The 15,358-nt window shown below is 64.4% G+C and carries 17 protein-coding genes and 1 tRNA gene; 7 read left to right on the top strand and 11 right to left on the bottom strand.

Going from position 1 to position 15,358, the window contains the following annotated elements; translation table 11 throughout:
• Positions 1–44: 44 nt before the first annotated feature.
• From EEB11_RS09955 to EEB11_RS09990, 8 genes are all read right to left on the bottom strand, one after another.
• A complete protein-coding gene (locus tag EEB11_RS09955) occupies positions 45–896 on the bottom strand; it encodes a cytochrome c1 (protein ID WP_135430885.1) in 852 nt (283 codons plus the stop codon).
• 17 nt (positions 897–913) lie between these two features.
• Positions 914–2,251, bottom strand: a complete 1,338-nt coding sequence (petB, locus tag EEB11_RS09960; RefSeq protein ID WP_135430887.1) for a cytochrome b — start codon at positions 2,249–2,251, stop codon at positions 914–916.
• A 12-nt stretch (positions 2,252–2,263) separates the two neighbouring features.
• Positions 2,264–2,824, bottom strand: coding sequence for a ubiquinol-cytochrome c reductase iron-sulfur subunit (gene petA / locus EEB11_RS09965; RefSeq protein WP_135430889.1), 561 nt, complete (start codon positions 2,822–2,824; stop codon positions 2,264–2,266).
• 310 nt (positions 2,825–3,134) lie between these two features.
• Complete coding sequence (locus tag EEB11_RS09970) at positions 3,135–3,740, bottom strand: glutathione S-transferase (RefSeq protein ID WP_135430891.1); 606 nt, start codon at positions 3,738–3,740, stop codon at positions 3,135–3,137.
• The gene (locus EEB11_RS09975; RefSeq protein ID WP_135431322.1) at positions 3,737–4,033 is read right to left on the bottom strand and encodes a hypothetical protein; all 297 of its coding nucleotides are present in this window, start codon (positions 4,031–4,033) and stop codon (positions 3,737–3,739) included. The genes EEB11_RS09970 and EEB11_RS09975 overlap by 4 nt, the downstream gene beginning before the upstream one ends.
• 87 nt (positions 4,034–4,120) lie before the next feature.
• On the bottom strand, positions 4,121–4,525 hold the full coding sequence (locus EEB11_RS09980; RefSeq protein ID WP_135430893.1) for a hypothetical protein: 405 nt from the start codon (positions 4,523–4,525) through the stop codon (positions 4,121–4,123).
• A gap of 120 nt (positions 4,526–4,645) precedes the next feature.
• Positions 4,646–4,771 (bottom strand): type B 50S ribosomal protein L36, encoded by a 126-nt coding sequence (gene ykgO / locus EEB11_RS09985; RefSeq protein ID WP_023666132.1) that lies wholly within the window; start codon positions 4,769–4,771, stop codon positions 4,646–4,648.
• 75 nt (positions 4,772–4,846) lie between these two features.
• Positions 4,847–4,921, bottom strand: a tRNA-Val gene (locus EEB11_RS09990).
• 187 nt (positions 4,922–5,108) lie between these two features.
• Here EEB11_RS09990 and EEB11_RS09995 point away from each other — a divergent pair.
• Positions 5,109–5,969, top strand: coding sequence for an N-formylglutamate amidohydrolase (locus EEB11_RS09995; RefSeq protein WP_135430895.1), 861 nt, complete (start codon positions 5,109–5,111; stop codon positions 5,967–5,969).
• Positions 5,970–6,033: 64 nt separating this feature from the next.
• On the opposite strand, the gene EEB11_RS10000 is transcribed toward EEB11_RS09995, so the two are convergent.
• The 3 genes from EEB11_RS10000 to EEB11_RS10010 all read right to left on the bottom strand — a co-directional run bounded on the left by EEB11_RS10000 (position 6,034) and on the right by EEB11_RS10010 (position 9,927).
• A complete protein-coding gene (locus tag EEB11_RS10000; protein WP_135430898.1) occupies positions 6,034–6,735 on the bottom strand; it encodes a L,D-transpeptidase in 702 nt (233 codons plus the stop codon).
• A gap of 509 nt (positions 6,736–7,244) precedes the next feature.
• Positions 7,245–8,507: a DNA polymerase IV gene (locus tag EEB11_RS10005; protein WP_135430901.1), complete on the bottom strand. Its 1,263-nt coding sequence runs from the start codon at positions 8,505–8,507 to the stop codon at positions 7,245–7,247.
• A gap of 118 nt (positions 8,508–8,625) precedes the next feature.
• Positions 8,626–9,927 carry a D-amino acid dehydrogenase gene (locus tag EEB11_RS10010; protein ID WP_135430903.1) on the bottom strand — a complete coding sequence of 434 codons (1,302 nt, stop codon included), beginning with the start codon at positions 9,925–9,927 and terminating at the stop codon, positions 8,626–8,628.
• A gap of 268 nt (positions 9,928–10,195) precedes the next feature.
• Between EEB11_RS10010 and EEB11_RS10015 the strand changes: the two genes are divergently transcribed.
• Genes EEB11_RS10015 through dxs form a run of 6 tightly spaced genes read left to right on the top strand, consistent with a single transcriptional unit; the run spans position 10,196 to position 15,299 of the window.
• A complete protein-coding gene (locus tag EEB11_RS10015; RefSeq protein WP_135430906.1) occupies positions 10,196–11,077 on the top strand; it encodes an SPFH domain-containing protein in 882 nt (293 codons plus the stop codon).
• Positions 11,074–11,343 carry a hypothetical protein gene (locus EEB11_RS10020; RefSeq protein ID WP_167852719.1) on the top strand — a complete coding sequence of 90 codons (270 nt, stop codon included), beginning with the start codon at positions 11,074–11,076 and terminating at the stop codon, positions 11,341–11,343. The genes EEB11_RS10015 and EEB11_RS10020 overlap by 4 nt, the downstream gene beginning before the upstream one ends.
• On the top strand, positions 11,336–12,262 hold the full coding sequence (locus tag EEB11_RS10025; RefSeq protein WP_135430911.1) for a histone deacetylase family protein: 927 nt from the start codon (positions 11,336–11,338) through the stop codon (positions 12,260–12,262). The genes EEB11_RS10020 and EEB11_RS10025 overlap by 8 nt, the downstream gene beginning before the upstream one ends.
• A complete protein-coding gene (locus EEB11_RS10030) occupies positions 12,259–12,510 on the top strand; it encodes an exodeoxyribonuclease VII small subunit (RefSeq protein ID WP_135430913.1) in 252 nt (83 codons plus the stop codon). The genes EEB11_RS10025 and EEB11_RS10030 overlap by 4 nt, the downstream gene beginning before the upstream one ends.
• On the top strand, positions 12,507–13,376 hold the full coding sequence (locus EEB11_RS10035) for a polyprenyl synthetase family protein (protein WP_435531104.1): 870 nt from the start codon (positions 12,507–12,509) through the stop codon (positions 13,374–13,376). Before EEB11_RS10030 ends, EEB11_RS10035 begins: the two co-directional genes overlap by 4 nt.
• Positions 13,377–13,385: 9 nt before the next feature.
• The gene (dxs, locus tag EEB11_RS10040) at positions 13,386–15,299 is read left to right on the top strand and encodes a 1-deoxy-D-xylulose-5-phosphate synthase (RefSeq protein WP_135430915.1); all 1,914 of its coding nucleotides are present in this window, start codon (positions 13,386–13,388) and stop codon (positions 15,297–15,299) included.
• The last annotated feature ends 59 nt before the right edge of the window (positions 15,300–15,358 follow it).

A 15,358-nucleotide genomic window follows, 5' to 3' on the forward strand; every position in this document is an offset into this window, starting at 1 on the left:
AAACCCCGCCGAAGCGGGGTTTCTTGCTTGGTCAGACCACCAGATCAGGCGATCTTCTTGCCTTTGACATTCGCCCAAAGCTTCTTGTTGGTCAGATACAGCAGTGTCGACAGCACAATCAGGAAGATCACGGCTTTGAAACCGGCTTCCTTGCGGGCCATCATCTTCGGCTCAGCCGCCCAGACGAGGAACGAGGTCACATCCGCCGACATGTTCGACACGGTGGCCGGTGTGCCATCGGCATAGGTCACCAGATCATCGCTGAGCGGGTTGGGCATTGCGATCCAGCTGCCGGGAACGGTCGAGACACCGTTTTCATCCTTGCAACTGTCCGGCACGCCACCATTCGGGAAGGCCGAATTGTAGTAGAACCCATCCACCCCATCTGGCGCACAGGCCGGTTCTTCTTCGGTGTAATGCGTCAGGATCGAGTAGGTATACTCGGCCCCACCAATGCCCTTGAAGAACTGGCTGATACCAGTGCCGTAGGGCCCGTTAAATCCGGCGCGGGCCTTGGTCATCAACGACAGGTCCGGCGCGCCTTCCATCCCCGACATCGGGAAATGGTCAGTCGGGACGCCGTCCCGGCTTTCGCCGGTTTCCGCGTCTGTCACCGAAAACTGGGTGGCATAGGCGCGGATCTGGTCTTCCGGCATTTCCGGCCCACCCGGATCGGACAGGCTGCGGATCGGTACGTATTGCAGACCGTGGCAGGCCGCGCAGACCTCGGTGTAAACCTGCAGGCCGCGCTGAAGCTGGTTCTGGTCGAACTTGCCGAACGGACCTTCGTGGGCGAAGGCGTAATCGGTGATTTCGGCTGCGCCACCGGCGGCCAGAGCGGCCCCTGCCGAAAGGGCAAGGGCTGCGGTGGCGGTGAGTGCGATGTTCCTGATCATGTCAGTCAGTTCCTTTCTCACTCAGCCGGTTGCATCGCTGCCGAAGCAGAGGGCGTGGCGTAGTGGGCATTGAAGTCTTCTTCGATGGTCGCAGGCTGTGGCAGCGGCTTTTCAATCACACCCAGCAGCGGCAGGATGATCAGGAAATAGGCGAACCAATAAGCCGAAGCGATCAGCGAAATCGTGGCATAGGGTTCTTCTGCGGGCATTGCACCAACCCACATCAGCACCATGAAATCCACGACAAGCAGCGCGAACCACCATTTGAACATCGGGCGATACCGGCCCGAGCGCACCGAGGACGTGTCCAGCCATGGGGCCAGCGCCATCACCGCGATGGCACCGAACATGGCCAGCACCCCGAAGAACTTGGCGTCGACGATGCCGAAGGTAACCCATTCGGCCGCAATCACCACCCAGACGTCACCGGTAAAGGCGCGCAGAATGGCGTAGAACGGCAGGAAGTACCATTCCGGCACGATGTGCGCAGGCGTCGACAGCGGGTTCGCTTCCAGATAATTGTCCGGGTGGCCCAGATAGTTCGGCATGAAGCCGACAATCGCGAAGAACACCGCAAGGATCACCGCCAGAGCGAACAGATCCTTCATCACGAAATACGGCCAGAACGGCAGCGTATCACGCTCGGCCTCTTCTTTCGACCCGCGGCGCACTTCGACCCCGGTCGGGTTGTTGTTGCCCGTGGTGTGGAAGGCCCAGATATGCACGGCAACCAATGCCGCAATCACGAAGGGCAGCAGGTAGTGCAGCGAGAAGAAACGGTTCAGCGTGGCATTGTCGACCGCAGGTCCGCCCAGCAACCAGGTCTGGATCGGCTCGCCGATGCCAGGAATCGCGCCGAACAGGCCGGTGATCACGGTGGCGCCCCAGAACGACATCTGACCCCATGGCAGAACATAGCCCATGAAGGCAGTGGCCATCATTGCAAGATAGATCAGCATGCCGATGATCCACGTCACCTCACGCGGGGCCTTGTAAGACCCGTAATACAGACCGCGGAAGATATGCAGGTACACGGCAATGAAGAACAGTGATGCGCCGTTCTGGTGCAGATAGCGCAGCATGTGCCCGCCATTCACGTTGCGCATGATGTGTTCCACGCTTGCAAAGGCATGGTCGACATGCGGCGTGTAATGCATGACCAGCACGATGCCGGTCACAATCTGCAGCGCAAGGCAGAACGTCAGGACGATGCCCCAGATCCACATCCAGTTCAGGTTCTTGGGTGTGGGCAGCATCAGTGTGTCGTACATAAGCCCGACGATGGGAAGGCGCTTGTGCAGCCACTTCTCTCCACCTGTCTTGGGCTCATAGTGGTCGTGCGGAATTCCGGCCATGTGTTTTTGTCCTTATCCGAGCTTGATCGTGGCGTCGTCCACGAAGGACGCGAGCGGGATGTCGAGATTGCGGGGCGCGGGGCCTTTGCGGATACGGCCCGCTTCGTCATAATGCGACCCGTGGCAGGGGCAGAACCAGCCGCCGAATTCACCGGCACCATCGCCGATCGGCACGCAGCCCAGATGGGTGCAGACGCCGATCATCACCAGCCACTCGCCGGCATCGTCGAGCGTGCGATTCGCGTCCGACGCATCGGTGCCGGCCTTGTTGGGGTTGCCCGAGGTCTGATCCGGCAGGTCGGACAGCGCGGTGGCGCGGGCAGCCTCGATCTCGGCTTCGGTGCGGCGGCGGATAAACACTGGTTTGCCCAGGAACTTCACCGTCAGCTGGGTGCCGGGGTCGACGCTGGTGATGTCGATGAAGATCGAGGACAGGGCCTGAACATCGGCCGAGGGGTTCATCTGGTTCACAAGCGGCCAGACGGCGGCCCCGGCGGCCACAGCCCCGGCCCCGGCGGTTGCGTAATACAGGAAATCCCTGCGGGTGCCTGCGTGGTCTTCTGCGTGGGACACGAGATATTCTCCCTTTCAAGGCCACAGGGTCTGTGGCCCATAAAGATTTCGGGGCGGTGGTCTCCCACAACCCTGCCAACCGGTTTATTAGCCAAGGCACGCCCCCGCGTCCAGCGGACAATAGAGCGCATGTGATACGGTTTGACCCGTTATTTCACTGCCTGTGGCTGATAAGGCGCGGCTGTCATGTGCTAAGGATGCCGTGTCGTGCACAGGATTCAACCCCCTGCGACAACACGAAGCGCCGAACGGGTGCGGGCGACCAAGGATCTGGCCTGCCAGCGCACCGGTTCCTGGCCCTGACCGCGGGTCAGCCCGGTGGCCGTGTGGCCTGCATCGACGGGCGGGCGGCGAAGCCGGCCTCCCAGGCGGCCAGCAGCGGGTGATTCATCCGCCAGTGCCGGTCGGCATGGCGGAAATCCAGATACCCCAGCGCGCAGGCGGTGGCGATCTGGCCCATGTCCAGCTTGCCGTTCAGATGGCCGGTCCAGCGGCTTTCCAGCGCATCAAGCGCACGGCTGATCTTGCCCCATTGCCCCTCGACCCAGGGGTCAAAGCGTTTGTCTTCCGGGCGGATGCGCTGTTCATAGACCATCAGCAGGGCGGCATCTAGAATGCCATCTGCGGTGGCTTCCATGGTCAGGGTATCCCACAAAAGCGGTGCCGCAGGGTACAGGTCTGCCCCGGCCTCTGCGTTCAGAAACTGGCAGATCACCCGGCTGTCATAAAGCGTGGGGCCGTTGTCCCGCTGCAGCGCGGGGATCTTGCCCAGCGGGTTTTGCTCCACCACCCCGGCATCGGGGGCGACGGGCGTGCCGGATGCCGTCACCATCTCTATGTCGGTCAGGCCGGTTTCGGCCATCAGCACCAGAATCTTGCGGACATAAGGCGAGGTGGGGGAGTGATACAGCTTCATTCGATTTCCCGCAGGCGCAGGCGGGCAATGGCCCCCGCGTCGATTTCATAGGTCTTGCCGCCCATCTGAAAGGTGCGGCGCAGGCGGAACGTGGTGTTGCGCTGGCCTGCCGCACCGCGCGGGCGGTGCGAGGCCAGGCCCTCGTCCAGATCATCCAGCGCCTCTTCGGCCCGCTGGTCGGTGCGCCCGACCTGCCCATGCCGCCGGATCAGGCGTTGGGCGACATAGCCAAGGGCCGCAACCGCGCCAAGGCGCAGGGCAAGGGGCAACAGCGGGGCAAGCGGCAGCGGCATCATGACCTCCGGTCGGTTTGGGCGAGTCTAGGCGGCGGGCGCACGACTGTCCATCCACGCCATGCCGCACGGTGCGGTTCACCGGCGCTATGCAGGGGGGTTGGACCGGCGGATCAACGTCAGGCCAAGCGCCGCGCCGACACCATAAACCAGCGCGGCACCCGGCGACTGAAGCGGCAGCGACAGCGTGACCAACGGCCCCAGAATCGTGCCCGCCCCCGGCATCACCAGCGTGCCCGCAATCAGCCCCGCAAAGCCCATCAGCGCCAGCCAAAGCGCCACATCCAGGCCCAGCCCCACCGCGCCCTCACGGCGGGCAAACAGCGGGAACAACAGCCATTGCGCCAGACCCGCACCAACGATCATCGGCAGCAGCGCGCGGACACCCGCAGCCGTCTCGGGCGGGATGCCATTGGCCAGCACCATCGCCAGCCCCAGGGTGGCAGCGGCGATAAGGGTGGCAAAAAGCCTTGATCGGGAAAACCGGAACATGGGCGGACTTTTAGCCGCCGGGCCGCTGGTTGCAACCCACTGCCGGCATGACCCCGGCCAAAGAAAAAGGCCGCCCGGTTGCCCGTGGCGGCCTTTTTATGCGTGTCGCTGCAAGCGAAATCAGCCCTGACGGGCCTTGTAGCGCTTTTGCGTCTTGTTGATCACATAGACGCGGCCCTTGCGGCGCACGACCTGGCAATCACGGTGACGCGTCTTCAGCGAACGGAGCGAGTTGGCGACTTTCATGGTCGTCTCTTTCCTTGGTCGCGGCGCATCACGCGCCAGTTGAAAACAATGACCCCCAAGTATGGGGGCGGTGAATGGTGGGCGGTACTGGGATCGAACCAGTGGCCACTACGATGTCAACGTAGTGCTCTACCGCTGAGCTAACCGCCCACGCTACAGCCGCAATTCCCCCAAAGCCCCAAAGAAAAGGACGCGGGAGGAACCGCGTCGGTGTGCGGGGGTCTATAGCCAGTTGCGCCCATGGCCGCAAGAGCCTTTCCACCTGCCGCCCCCCGGCAATCTTGGCTTTTGGCATTTCGGCAAAGCCCGCTATAACGTCAGAGACCGGGAGACAGCAGTGCACAGCGAAGCCTTTACCCTTTATCACCCCGCCCGGCGCGAAACGCCGGTGGTTTTCTCGTCCCCCCACAGTGGCCGGGCCTATCCGCCTGCCTTTCTGGCCGGTTCGGTGCTGGATGCCCATGTGATCCGGTCGTCCGAGGATGCCTTTGTCGATGATCTGTTCCGGTCAGCCACCGATCATGGTGCGCCCTTGATCGCAGCCAATGCGCCAAGGGCCTATATCGACCTAAACCGCGCGGCAGATGAACTGGATGCCGCAGTCGTCGAAGATGTCGTGCGCAGCCCGCACAACCCGCGCGTGGCCTCGGGCCTGGGGGTGATTCCCCGGGTGGTGTCGGGCGCGCGCGCGATCTATCGCGGCAAGATGCCCCTGGCCGAGGCCGAATCCCGGATTCGCGACCATTGGCACCCCTATCACGCAGCCCTGCGCAGCCTGACCGAAGACAGCCACGCCCAATTCGGCCAGTCGGTGCTGATTGATTGCCACTCAATGCCGCATGAGGCAATCGAGGCGCATTCCCGCCCCGGTCTTCTGCGCCCCGACGTGGTGCTGGGCGACCGATTCGGCGCAGCCGCCGCGCGCGACGTGATGGATCATGTCGAAGCCGCCTTCCGCCGCGCCGGGTTGCGGGTGTCGCGCAACGCGCCCTTTGCCGGGGCCTATATCGCCCAGACCTATGGCCGCCCCTCGCGCGGGTTTCACGTGGTGCAGGTGGAAATCGACCGGGCGCTTTACATGGATGAGGCGCGAATCGAGCCTCTGCCCGGTTTTGAAGCCTTCCGCGCCCTGATCGCCGGTGTCGTGGCCGAGATTGCCGCAATTGGCCGGCTGCAGGTGCCGCTGGCGGCAGAATAGGCCGGCTTCTGGCACACCGCGCCGCAAAAGGCGGGGACGATACCCCGCCTTCGGGCATGTGATGTCAGTACACGACGGCCACTTCGGGCGGCCGCTGCGATGGCAGCACCCGCACCGTCACGCCGTGACGCACCCGCTGACGCAGATCGATCACGTCATGATCCAGCAGGCGGATGCAGCCGGATGACACGCGCTTGCCAAGATACTCCGGCTCGCAAGCTCCGTGAATCCGGTAAAGCGTGTCTATGCCGTTCTGGAACAGATACAGCGCACGCGCGCCAAGCGGATTGCCCGGGCCCGGGTCCATACCGCCATTCGCCACGGAATACGGCTCCAGATCAGGCTGCCGCGCAATCATGCTTTCCGGCACCTTCCAGCGGGGCCAGCTTCGGCAGAACTGCAGCCGGGCATCCCCTTGCCAGGCGAACGCCGCAGCCCCCGTGCCCGCGCCGTATCGCATAGCCCGTCCTTCGACGCCCACCAGATGCAGGAAACCCGCGTTGGGATCGACAACAATGGTTCCGGGCGCCTCCAGCGGAAACGGGTTGGCCACATCCTGACGCCAGAGTTCGGGCGGCACCACGCCTTCCGGCACCGCAGGAATGGGGTAGGGTTCGGTCGTGATCGCGCCATAATGCGCGGGCAGCGGCGGGAAGCGTTCGGCTTCTGGCGCGACCAGCGGCTGGGGGGAGGGCTGCGGCTGCATAACGCAGGCCGAAAGCAGCGCGGAGGAGCCTCCGGCCACAAAGAGTCGACGGGTCATCATGTGTGTGGTCCATATGTGCTGGTGATCGTTGGTGACCGCCTGTTCTGCGCGGTCGCGACACTCAGCAGGCCCGGGGCGGGTCCAGTGACCCCGCGGGCTTCACCCCGGCAAGCCTGCTTCCATCCGCTGGCAGGACAGCATTGGCGACATCCGTCAAATCCGGAGAAAGCGCAGAACCGGGCAGCGCAAGATCCGGCCCGCAAGGCGTGCCGAGCAAAACCGCTGTCCGACACCGCTTCGGATTTGGCGCGAAAGCCATCCCGTCGCGCAGGTCACCGCCAGTCACGGCAACACCGGCGGAAACCGGCCCTGCATCGGCAAATCCGGCATCCTGTGGGGGCGCGGATTGCGCAGCCATCGCTCCGGAATAGGCCCCCCATGGCAGGACCGCCAGAACGAGCAGAAGGCGTGCGAAGGATCGAAGCCAGATCATCAACCCTCGCTGAGGGATCGGGCATCGAAGGTCAATGAACCAATTGATCCCGCGACATCAATTCACTGCGACCGCTTTATCGCAGCGCGCGACCCTTGATGATCGCATCCTTGCCAAACCGGGCGCGAATCGCATCTGCCGCCCGCTCGGCATTCGCACGCTTCCCGGCGTCCGGGTCCAGCAGATCGGCGGAGCGGTCGGCCTGATCTTCGGGCGCAAGGTCCGAGATGCCCACCCCGATCAGGCGGAACGGGCCACGCGTGCCCGCGTGATCGAACAGACCCCGCGCCGTGCGGTAGATGCGGTCGGCGATCTGGGTCGGGTCGGGCAAGGCATGACGGCGGGTCAGGATGCGAAACTCCCCCGTTTTCAGCTTCAGCGTCACCGTGCGCCCGGCCAGCGCCTTGGCCTTGGCCCGGTCCGACACCTGTTCCGACAGCCGCCACAGATGGCCGTCCAGCAGATCGGCGTCCGAGGTATCCTCAAAAAATGTGGTCTCCTTGGAAATCGACTTCAGCTTTTCGTCCCGCGTCACGCGGCGGTTGTCCTGCCCCCGCGCCAGATGCCACAACCTGTCGCCCATCTGGCCGAACCGCGCCGTCAGATCGGCGCGGTCCCAACGCAGCAGGTCTGCAATGGTGCGGATGCCCGCCTGTTCCAGCGACGCCTGCATCGCCGTGCCCACCCCCCAGATGATCCGCACCGGTTTCGGGCGCAGAAAGCCTTCGGTCTCTGCCGGACCGATCAGGGAAAACCCGCGCGGCTTATCAAGGTCGGATGCGATCTTTGCCAGAAACTTGTTATGCGCCAGACCAATGGACCCGGTAATGCCCAGTTCCTCCTCCATCCGCTGGGTCAGACGCGCCAGCAACACCGCGGGCGGCGCGCCATGCAGGCGGGCGGTGCCGGTCAGATCCAGAAACGCCTCGTCCAGCGACAACGGCTCGATGGCAGGCGTCAGATCCTCCATCATGGCGCGGATCTGGCGGCTGACCTCGACATAGCGGGCCATGCGCGGCTTGACGACCACCGCCTCGGGGCACAGCTTCAGCGCCTGAAACATCGGCATCGCCGAGCGCACGCCATGAATGCGCGCGATATAGCAGCAGGTAGATACCACCCCCCGCGTGCCGCCCCCCACAATCAGCGGCTTGTCGGCAAGGCCGGGGTCATCACGCTTTTCCACCGATGCATAAAACGCATCGCAATCCATATGCGCGATGGACAGGGTGAAAAGATCAGGGTGCGCCAGCAGCCGCGGGCTGCGGCAGGCAGGACAGCGGCCCCGCATTGGGGGCGTGTCAAAGATGGTCAGACAATCGCGGCACAGGGCAGGCATGATGCGCGATCATAGCCGGTTGCAGGCGTGCCGCACAGGGGCAAAGCGGGAACGCCGGGGGCACTTGTGGGTGCCCGCCGCGCAGGAGCCTTTCAGAAAGGTGCAATCGCCATGGACGTCAGCGCGCCGGGGCGGCCTGCAGAGCGGGCTGTGCGGGTTTTACGCGCTTCTGGTAGCGGTCGAACCCAAGGTCGCGGCTTTCAATCTCGGTCGCGTGGCCCGTGACGATATCGGCCAGCAACCGGCCCGACCCGGCAGCCATGGTCCAGCCCAGCGTGCCGTGGCCGGTGTTAAGGAACAGGTTGGCCATCGGTGACCGCCCGACGATAGGGGTGCCATCGGGGGTCATCGGGCGCAGACCTGCCCAGAACGTCGCCTGCGACTGATCGCCCGCGCCGCCGAACAGATCCTCCACCGAATGCACCAGCGTGCGCTTGCGCTTGTCCGACAGCGACAGATCAAACCCCGCAATCTCGGCCATACCCCCCACCCTGATGCGGTCGCCCAGACGCGTGATGGCAATCTTGTGGGTTTCGTCCATCACGGTCGACACCGGGGCACGGCTGGCATCGGTTACCGGAACGGTAATCGAATAGCCCTTCACCGGATAGACCGGCAGGGTGATGCCCAGATCCGCCACCAGTTTCGGCGAATACGACCCAAGCGCCAGCACGAAGGCATCGGCGGTCACCTCCCCCTCCGACGTGGTCACACTGGTGATCTTGTCGCCTGTACGGTTCAGGCTGGTGATGCTGACGCCCTGGCGGAACGTGACACCAATGGCAGCAGCCTTCGCCGCCAGCCCTTGAGTGAACTTGAAGCAATCGCCGGTTTCGTCATTGGGCAGGCGCAACCCGCCCATGATCTTGCCCGCCGCATCCGCAAGCCCCGGTTCCACCGCCAGACAGCCCGCCACATCCAGCACCTCGAACGGCACACCGCCTTCGCGCAGCACGTCAATATCCTTGTAGGCCGAATCGACCTGCTTTTGCGTGCGGAACAGCTGCAACGTGCCCTGCTGGCGTTCGTCAAAGGAAATGCCGGTGCTGGCGCGCAGATCGGTTAGGCAATCGCGCGAATATTCCGCCAGCCGCACCATGCGGCCCTTGTTCACCGCATAGGCGGCACTGGTGCAATTGCCCAGCATCTGCAGCATCCAGCGGATCTTGGCCATGTCCGGCTTCGGGTTCACGATCAGCGGCGCATGCTCCATGAACAGCCATTTCAGCGCCTTCATCGGCACACCGGGGGCCGCCCAGGGCGCGGAATAGCCGGGGCTGATCTCGCCCGCATTGGCAAAGCTGGTCTCCAGCGCGGCCTCGGGCTGACGGTCGATCACCGTCACCTCATGCCCGGCCTGCGCCAGATACCAAGCCGAAGTCACGCCGATGACGCCAGAGCCGAGGATGACGATTTTCATAGAGCGACCTCTTTCGACAAAAATGTTAAGCTGAACTTGCACCCGCAGCCGGGGGATTTTCTGGCAAAGTTGCCTTCAGATTTCATATTTTTTCGAAGAAATGCCGCCTTTGCAGCCAATAGACGGGATAATTCCTCGCCTGACCAATAAATGGGCGAAGAATGAACGGCCATTCAAGGCAATGGCGCAAGATTATCCCTGCGCTTGCCTCTGGCCGGTGAACCCGCCATCCTTACGGCGAAAAAAGATTTGAACAAGGCGTTCTGCAATGGATTTCAACCAGTTTCTGGGCGGCAATGCGGTGCTGCTGGCGATTGCCATCTTCATCATCCTGTCCATCTTTCTGGGGGTACGGATCGTGCCGCAGTCAGAAAAGCATGTGGTCGAACGCTTTGGCCGCCTGCGGTCGGTTCTGGGGCCCGGCATCAACTTTGTGGTCCCGTTTCTGGACCGCGTGGCGCACAAGATTTCCATTCTGGAACGCCAGCTGCCCACCGCCAGCCAGGATGCCATCACCGCCGACAACGTGCTGGTGAAGGTGGAAACCAGCGTTTTCTACCGCATCACCGAACCGGAAAAGACCGTCTACCGCATCCGCGATGTCGACGGCGCGATTGCCACCACGGTCGCCGGGATCGTCCGGTCAGAGATCGGCAAGATCGAACTGGATCAGGTGCAATCCAACCGCGCGCAGCTGATCGAACGGGTGCGCGAACAGGTCACCGCCATGGTCGACGACTGGGGGGTAGAGGTGACGCGCGCCGAGATTCTCGATGTGAACCTTGATGAACAAACCCGCGCCGCCATGCTGCAACAGCTCAACGCCGAACGCGCCCGCCGCGCGCAGGTGATGGAGGCCGAGGGCAAGAAACGCTCGGTCGAGCTGGCCGCCGACGCCGACCTTTATGCCGCCGAACAGCAGGCCAAGGCCAAGCGGGTGACGGCGGATGCCGAGGCCTATGCCACATCGGCCATCGCCATCGCAATCAAGGAATCCGGGCTGGAGGCGGCGCAGTATCAGCTTGCGCTGGCGCAGGTCGATGCGCTGGCCAAGGTGGCCCAAGGGCCGGGCAAGCAGACCATTCTGGTCCCCGCACAGGCGCTGGATGCCTTTGCCGATGCGTTCAAGATGCTGAAAGGCCGCGGCTGATGTGGGCGGTCTGGTGGGTCTGGATCGTCGCAGGCTTCGCCCTTGGCGTGCTCGAAGTGCTGGCCCCGGGCTATATCTTCGTGGGCTTTGCCATCGGCGCGGTGGTGGTCGGTGCGGGGCTTGGCCTTGGCCTGTTGGGCGGCAGTCTGCCGCTTCTGCTGCTGGTGTTTGCCGTCGCCTCGCTGGTGGCATGGCTGGTGCTGCGCCGGGTGCTGGGGGTGCGCAAGGGGCAGGTCCGGCTCTGGGACCGCGATATCAATGACTAAACAGGTTCTGGTCCTGACGCATGACGATTGCCTGTCGCACGTCACCCCGCCCGGCCACCCCGAGCAGGTGGCACGGCTGGCGGCGGTGGAACGGGGGCTGACCGGCCTGACCGTGGACCGGCACCCGGCAACAATGGGCGACGTGGCCGATGTTCTGCGCTGCCATCCGCAGCGCCACATCGACCGCATCAGAAACGCCGTGCCCACGTCGGGCTGGGCGCAGCTGGATGGCGACACCATCCTGTCGCCGGGATCTTTCAAGGCCGCGATGCGCGGCGTGGGCGGCATCTGTCAGGCGGTCGATCATGTGCTGACAACCGGCAGCCGCGCCTTTGTCGCCACCCGCCCGCCGGGCCATCATGCGGAACGCGAAACCGCCATGGGCTTTTGCCTGTTCGGCACCGTCGCCATTGGGGCCATGCGCGCGCTCGACCACCATGGCCTGAACCGCGTGGCGGTGCTTGATTTCGACGTGCACCACGGCAATGGCACGCAAGACCTTTTGCGGGACGAGGCGCGGGTGCGCTTTGTCTCCAGCCATCAGATGCCGCTTTATCCGGGCACCGGCCATACCGATGAACGCGGCGCGCACGGCCAGATCTCCAATCTGCCGCTGGCACCCGGGTCGGGCGGCGCGCAGATGTGGGCGGCGTGGCAGCCGTTGCTGGACGATCTGCGCCACTGGCAGCCCGAACTCATCCTCATCAGCGCGGGCTTCGATGCCCACCGCGATGATCCCCTCGCCGGCCTGAACTGGACCACGCAGGACTTTGCCCGCCTCACCCGCGCGATCTGCGATCTGGCGGATGAATGCTGCGCGGGCCGGGTGGTATCGGCGCTGGAGGGCGGTTATGATCTGAACGCATTGGCCGACAGCGTGGCCGCACATGTGACAGAACTGGGAAGGCAGACCGCATGACCGACAAGCCAGCCGAAAAACCCGTATCCGCCATGACCTTCGAAGAAGCCATGGCCGCATTGGAACAGGTCGTGGGCCAGCTGGAACGCGGCGATGTGGCGCTTGATGCCTCCATCGCGCTTTACGAACGCGGCGCGGCGCTCAAGGCGCATTGCGAGGCCCGGCTGAAAGACGCCGAAGAAAAGGTAGACCTGATCCGCGCCGCCGAAGGCCGCGCCATCGGCACCACCCCGGTGGAGGGGATGTGAGCTTTCCCGACGCTCTGGCGCGCGCGGGCGGGCTGATCCAGTCCCGGCTGAACCACGCCCTGACCGACAAGGCCGATGAACCGGTGCTCCACGCCATGCGCTATGCGGTGGGTGGTGGCAAACGGCTGCGCGGCTTTCTGGTGCTGGAAACCGCCGCCCTGTTTGGCCTGCCACCCGAACGCGCGATCAGTGCTGCGGCGGCGGTGGAATGTCTGCACGCCTACAGCCTTGTGCATGACGACCTGCCCTGCATGGATGACGACGACCTGCGCCGGGGCCAGCCCACCGTGCATGTGAAATGGGACGACGCCACTGCCGTTCTGGCGGGTGACGCGCTGCAAACCCTCGCGTTTGAATTGCTGTGCGACCCCGCGCTGGGCACCGGCGATACCCGCATCGCACTGGTTCGGGGCCTGGCGCAGGCGTCTGGCGCAGAGGGCATGGTGCTGGGTCAGGCGCTGGACATCGCGGCTGAAACCGCAAGCGCGCCGCTGACCCTACCGCAGATCACCCGGCTGCAGGCCGGCAAGACCGGCGCGCTGATCCGCTGGTCTGCCGAGGCGGGGGCCGTGATTGCAGGCCAAGACCCCGCCCCCTTGCGGGCCTATGCCACCGCCCTTGGCCTTGCCTTCCAGATCGCCGATGACATTCTGGATGAAACCGGCGACGAGGCGCAGACCGGCAAGCGCCTCCACAAGGATGCAACCGCCGGCAAGGCCACCTTCGTCTCGCTGCTGGGGCTGGACGGCGCGCGCAAAACGGCGCGTGATCTGGTCGCAGAGGCGGAAGGCCACCTTGCCCCCTATGGCGACCGCGCCAGAACCCTGATAGACGCCGCGCGGTTCGTGATCGCGCGCGAAAGCTGAAGGCAGGACATGACCGACCGACCCAAAACCCCGCTGCTCGACCGTGTGACCCTGCCTTCCGACATGAAGGCCCTGTCCGACCGCGAGCTGCGGCAACTGGCCGATGAGCTGCGCGCAGAGACCATCTCGGCAGTCTCGGTCACCGGCGGCCATCTTGGCGCGGGTCTGGGCGTGGTCGAACTGACCGTCGCCCTGCATGCCGTGTTCGATGCCCCGCGTGACAAGATCATCTGGGATGTCGGCCACCAATGCTATCCGCACAAGATCCTGACCGGGCGGCGCGACCGCATCCGCACCCTACGCGCCGAAGGCGGGCTGTCGGGCTATACCAGACGCTCCGAATCCCCGTACGACCCGTTTGGTGCTGCCCATTCCTCCACCTCTATCTCGGCGGCCCTCGGCTTTGTCATGGCCGCCGATCTGGGCGGCGACCCGGGCGATGCGGTGGCCGTCATCGGTGATGGCTCCATGAGTGCAGGCATGGCGTTCGAGGCCATGAACAACGCGGGCCACCTGAAAAAGCGGCTGTTCGTGGTGCTGAACGACAATGAAATGTCGATCGCCCCCCCGGTCGGCGCCCTGTCCAGCTACCTCAGCCGCCTTTATGCCGAAGCCCCGCTGCAAGACCTCAAGGCCGCCGCAAAGGGCGCGCTGGGTCTGCTGCCGCCGCCGTTTCAGGAAGGCGCGCGCCGGGCCAAGGAAATGCTCAAGGGCATGGCCATGGGCGGCACCCTGTTCGAGGAACTGGGGTTTTCCTACATCGGCCCGATAGACGGCCATGATCTTGACCAGCTGCTGCCGATCCTGCGCACCGCAAAGGCCCGCGCCACCGGCCCGATCCTGCTGCATGTGCTGACCAAGAAAGGCAAAGGCTACGCCCCGGCCGAAGCCGCGCGTGACCGGGGCCACGCCACCGCCAAGTTCGACGTCCTTACCGGGGTGCAGGCCAAAGCCGCCAGCAACGCGCCCAGCTATACCAAGGTCTTCGCACAGTCGCTGATCAAGGAAGCCGAGCGTGACGACAAGATCGTCGCCGTCACCGCCGCCATGCCCGATGGCACCGGCCTGAACCTGTTCGCCGACCGCTTCCCCCGCCGCTGTTTTGATGTCGGCATCGCCGAACAACACGCCGTCACCTTCTCGGCGGGCTTGGCTGCAGGCGGCATGAAACCGTTCTGCGCCATCTATTCCACCTTCCTGCAACGCGGCTACGATCAGGTGGTGCATGATGTCGCCATCCAGCGCCTGCCCGTCCGTTTCGCCATCGACCGCGCGGGCCTTGTGGGCGCCGACGGTGCCACCCACGCGGGCACCTTCGACGTGGCCTTCCTCGCCAATCTCCCCGGCATGGTGGTGATGGCGGCCGCCGACGAGGCAGACCTGGTCCACATGGTCGCCACCGCCGTCGCGCACAACGATGGCCCCATCGCCTTCCGCTTTCCGCGCGGCGATGGCGTGGGCGTGGAACTGCCTGCGCGCGGCACCCCGCTCGAAATCGGCAAGGCCCGCCTCATCACCTCTGGCAACCGCGTCGCGCTGCTCTCGTTCGGCACCCGCTTGCAGGAAACCCTGAAAGCCGCCGAAAGCCTTGCGCAAAAGGGCCTCGCCCCCACCGTGGTCGATGCCCGCTTCGCCAAACCGCTGGACCGCGACATGATCCTCAACCTCGCCCGCAACCACGAGGCCCTGATCACCATCGAAGAAGGCGCCATCGGCGGCTTCGGCAGCCATGTGGCACAGCTTCTGGCCGAAGAAGCCATCTTCGACACCGGCCTGAAATACCGCTCCATGGTCCTGCCCGACACCTTCATCGACCACGCATCCCCCGAGGCGATGTACCGCTCCGCCGGCATGGACGCCGCGAAAATCGAAGAAAAGGTCTTGCACACCCTCAACATAGCGTCTCTCACGAAACGCGCTTGACCCTCATCTGTTCATAAATATCCCGGGGGGTCGTCGGATGTTCGCCACTGGTTCAAGAA

Source organism: Pseudotabrizicola sediminis, assembly GCF_004745575.1.
In the GTDB taxonomy this organism is placed as follows: domain Bacteria; phylum Pseudomonadota; class Alphaproteobacteria; order Rhodobacterales; family Rhodobacteraceae; genus Pseudotabrizicola; species Pseudotabrizicola sediminis.

Coding starts and splice junctions, on each gene's coding strand:
- EEB11_RS09955 (WP_135430885.1), bottom strand. CDS start 896: ATGATCAGGAACATCGCACTCACCGCCACCGCAGCCCTTGCCCTTTCG.
- petB (WP_135430887.1), bottom strand. CDS start 2,251: ATGGCCGGAATTCCGCACGACCACTATGAGCCCAAGACAGGTGGAGAG.
- EEB11_RS09970 (WP_135430891.1), bottom strand. CDS start 3,740: ATGAAGCTGTATCACTCCCCCACCTCGCCTTATGTCCGCAAGATTCTG.
- EEB11_RS09975 (WP_135431322.1), bottom strand. CDS start 4,033: ATGCCGCTGCCGCTTGCCCCGCTGTTGCCCCTTGCCCTGCGCCTTGGC.
- EEB11_RS09980 (WP_135430893.1), bottom strand. CDS start 4,525: ATGTTCCGGTTTTCCCGATCAAGGCTTTTTGCCACCCTTATCGCCGCT.
- ykgO (WP_023666132.1), bottom strand. CDS start 4,771: ATGAAAGTCGCCAACTCGCTCCGTTCGCTGAAGACGCGTCACCGTGAT.
- EEB11_RS10000 (WP_135430898.1), bottom strand. CDS start 6,735: ATGATGACCCGTCGACTCTTTGTGGCCGGAGGCTCCTCCGCGCTGCTT.
- EEB11_RS10005 (WP_135430901.1), bottom strand. CDS start 8,507: ATGCCTGCCCTGTGCCGCGATTGTCTGACCATCTTTGACACGCCCCCA.
- EEB11_RS10010 (WP_135430903.1), bottom strand. CDS start 9,927: ATGAAAATCGTCATCCTCGGCTCTGGCGTCATCGGCGTGACTTCGGCT.
- EEB11_RS10015 (WP_135430906.1), top strand. CDS start 10,196: ATGGATTTCAACCAGTTTCTGGGCGGCAATGCGGTGCTGCTGGCGATT.
- EEB11_RS10025 (WP_135430911.1), top strand. CDS start 11,336: ATGACTAAACAGGTTCTGGTCCTGACGCATGACGATTGCCTGTCGCAC.
- EEB11_RS10030 (WP_135430913.1), top strand. CDS start 12,259: ATGACCGACAAGCCAGCCGAAAAACCCGTATCCGCCATGACCTTCGAA.
- dxs (WP_135430915.1), top strand. CDS start 13,386: ATGACCGACCGACCCAAAACCCCGCTGCTCGACCGTGTGACCCTGCCT.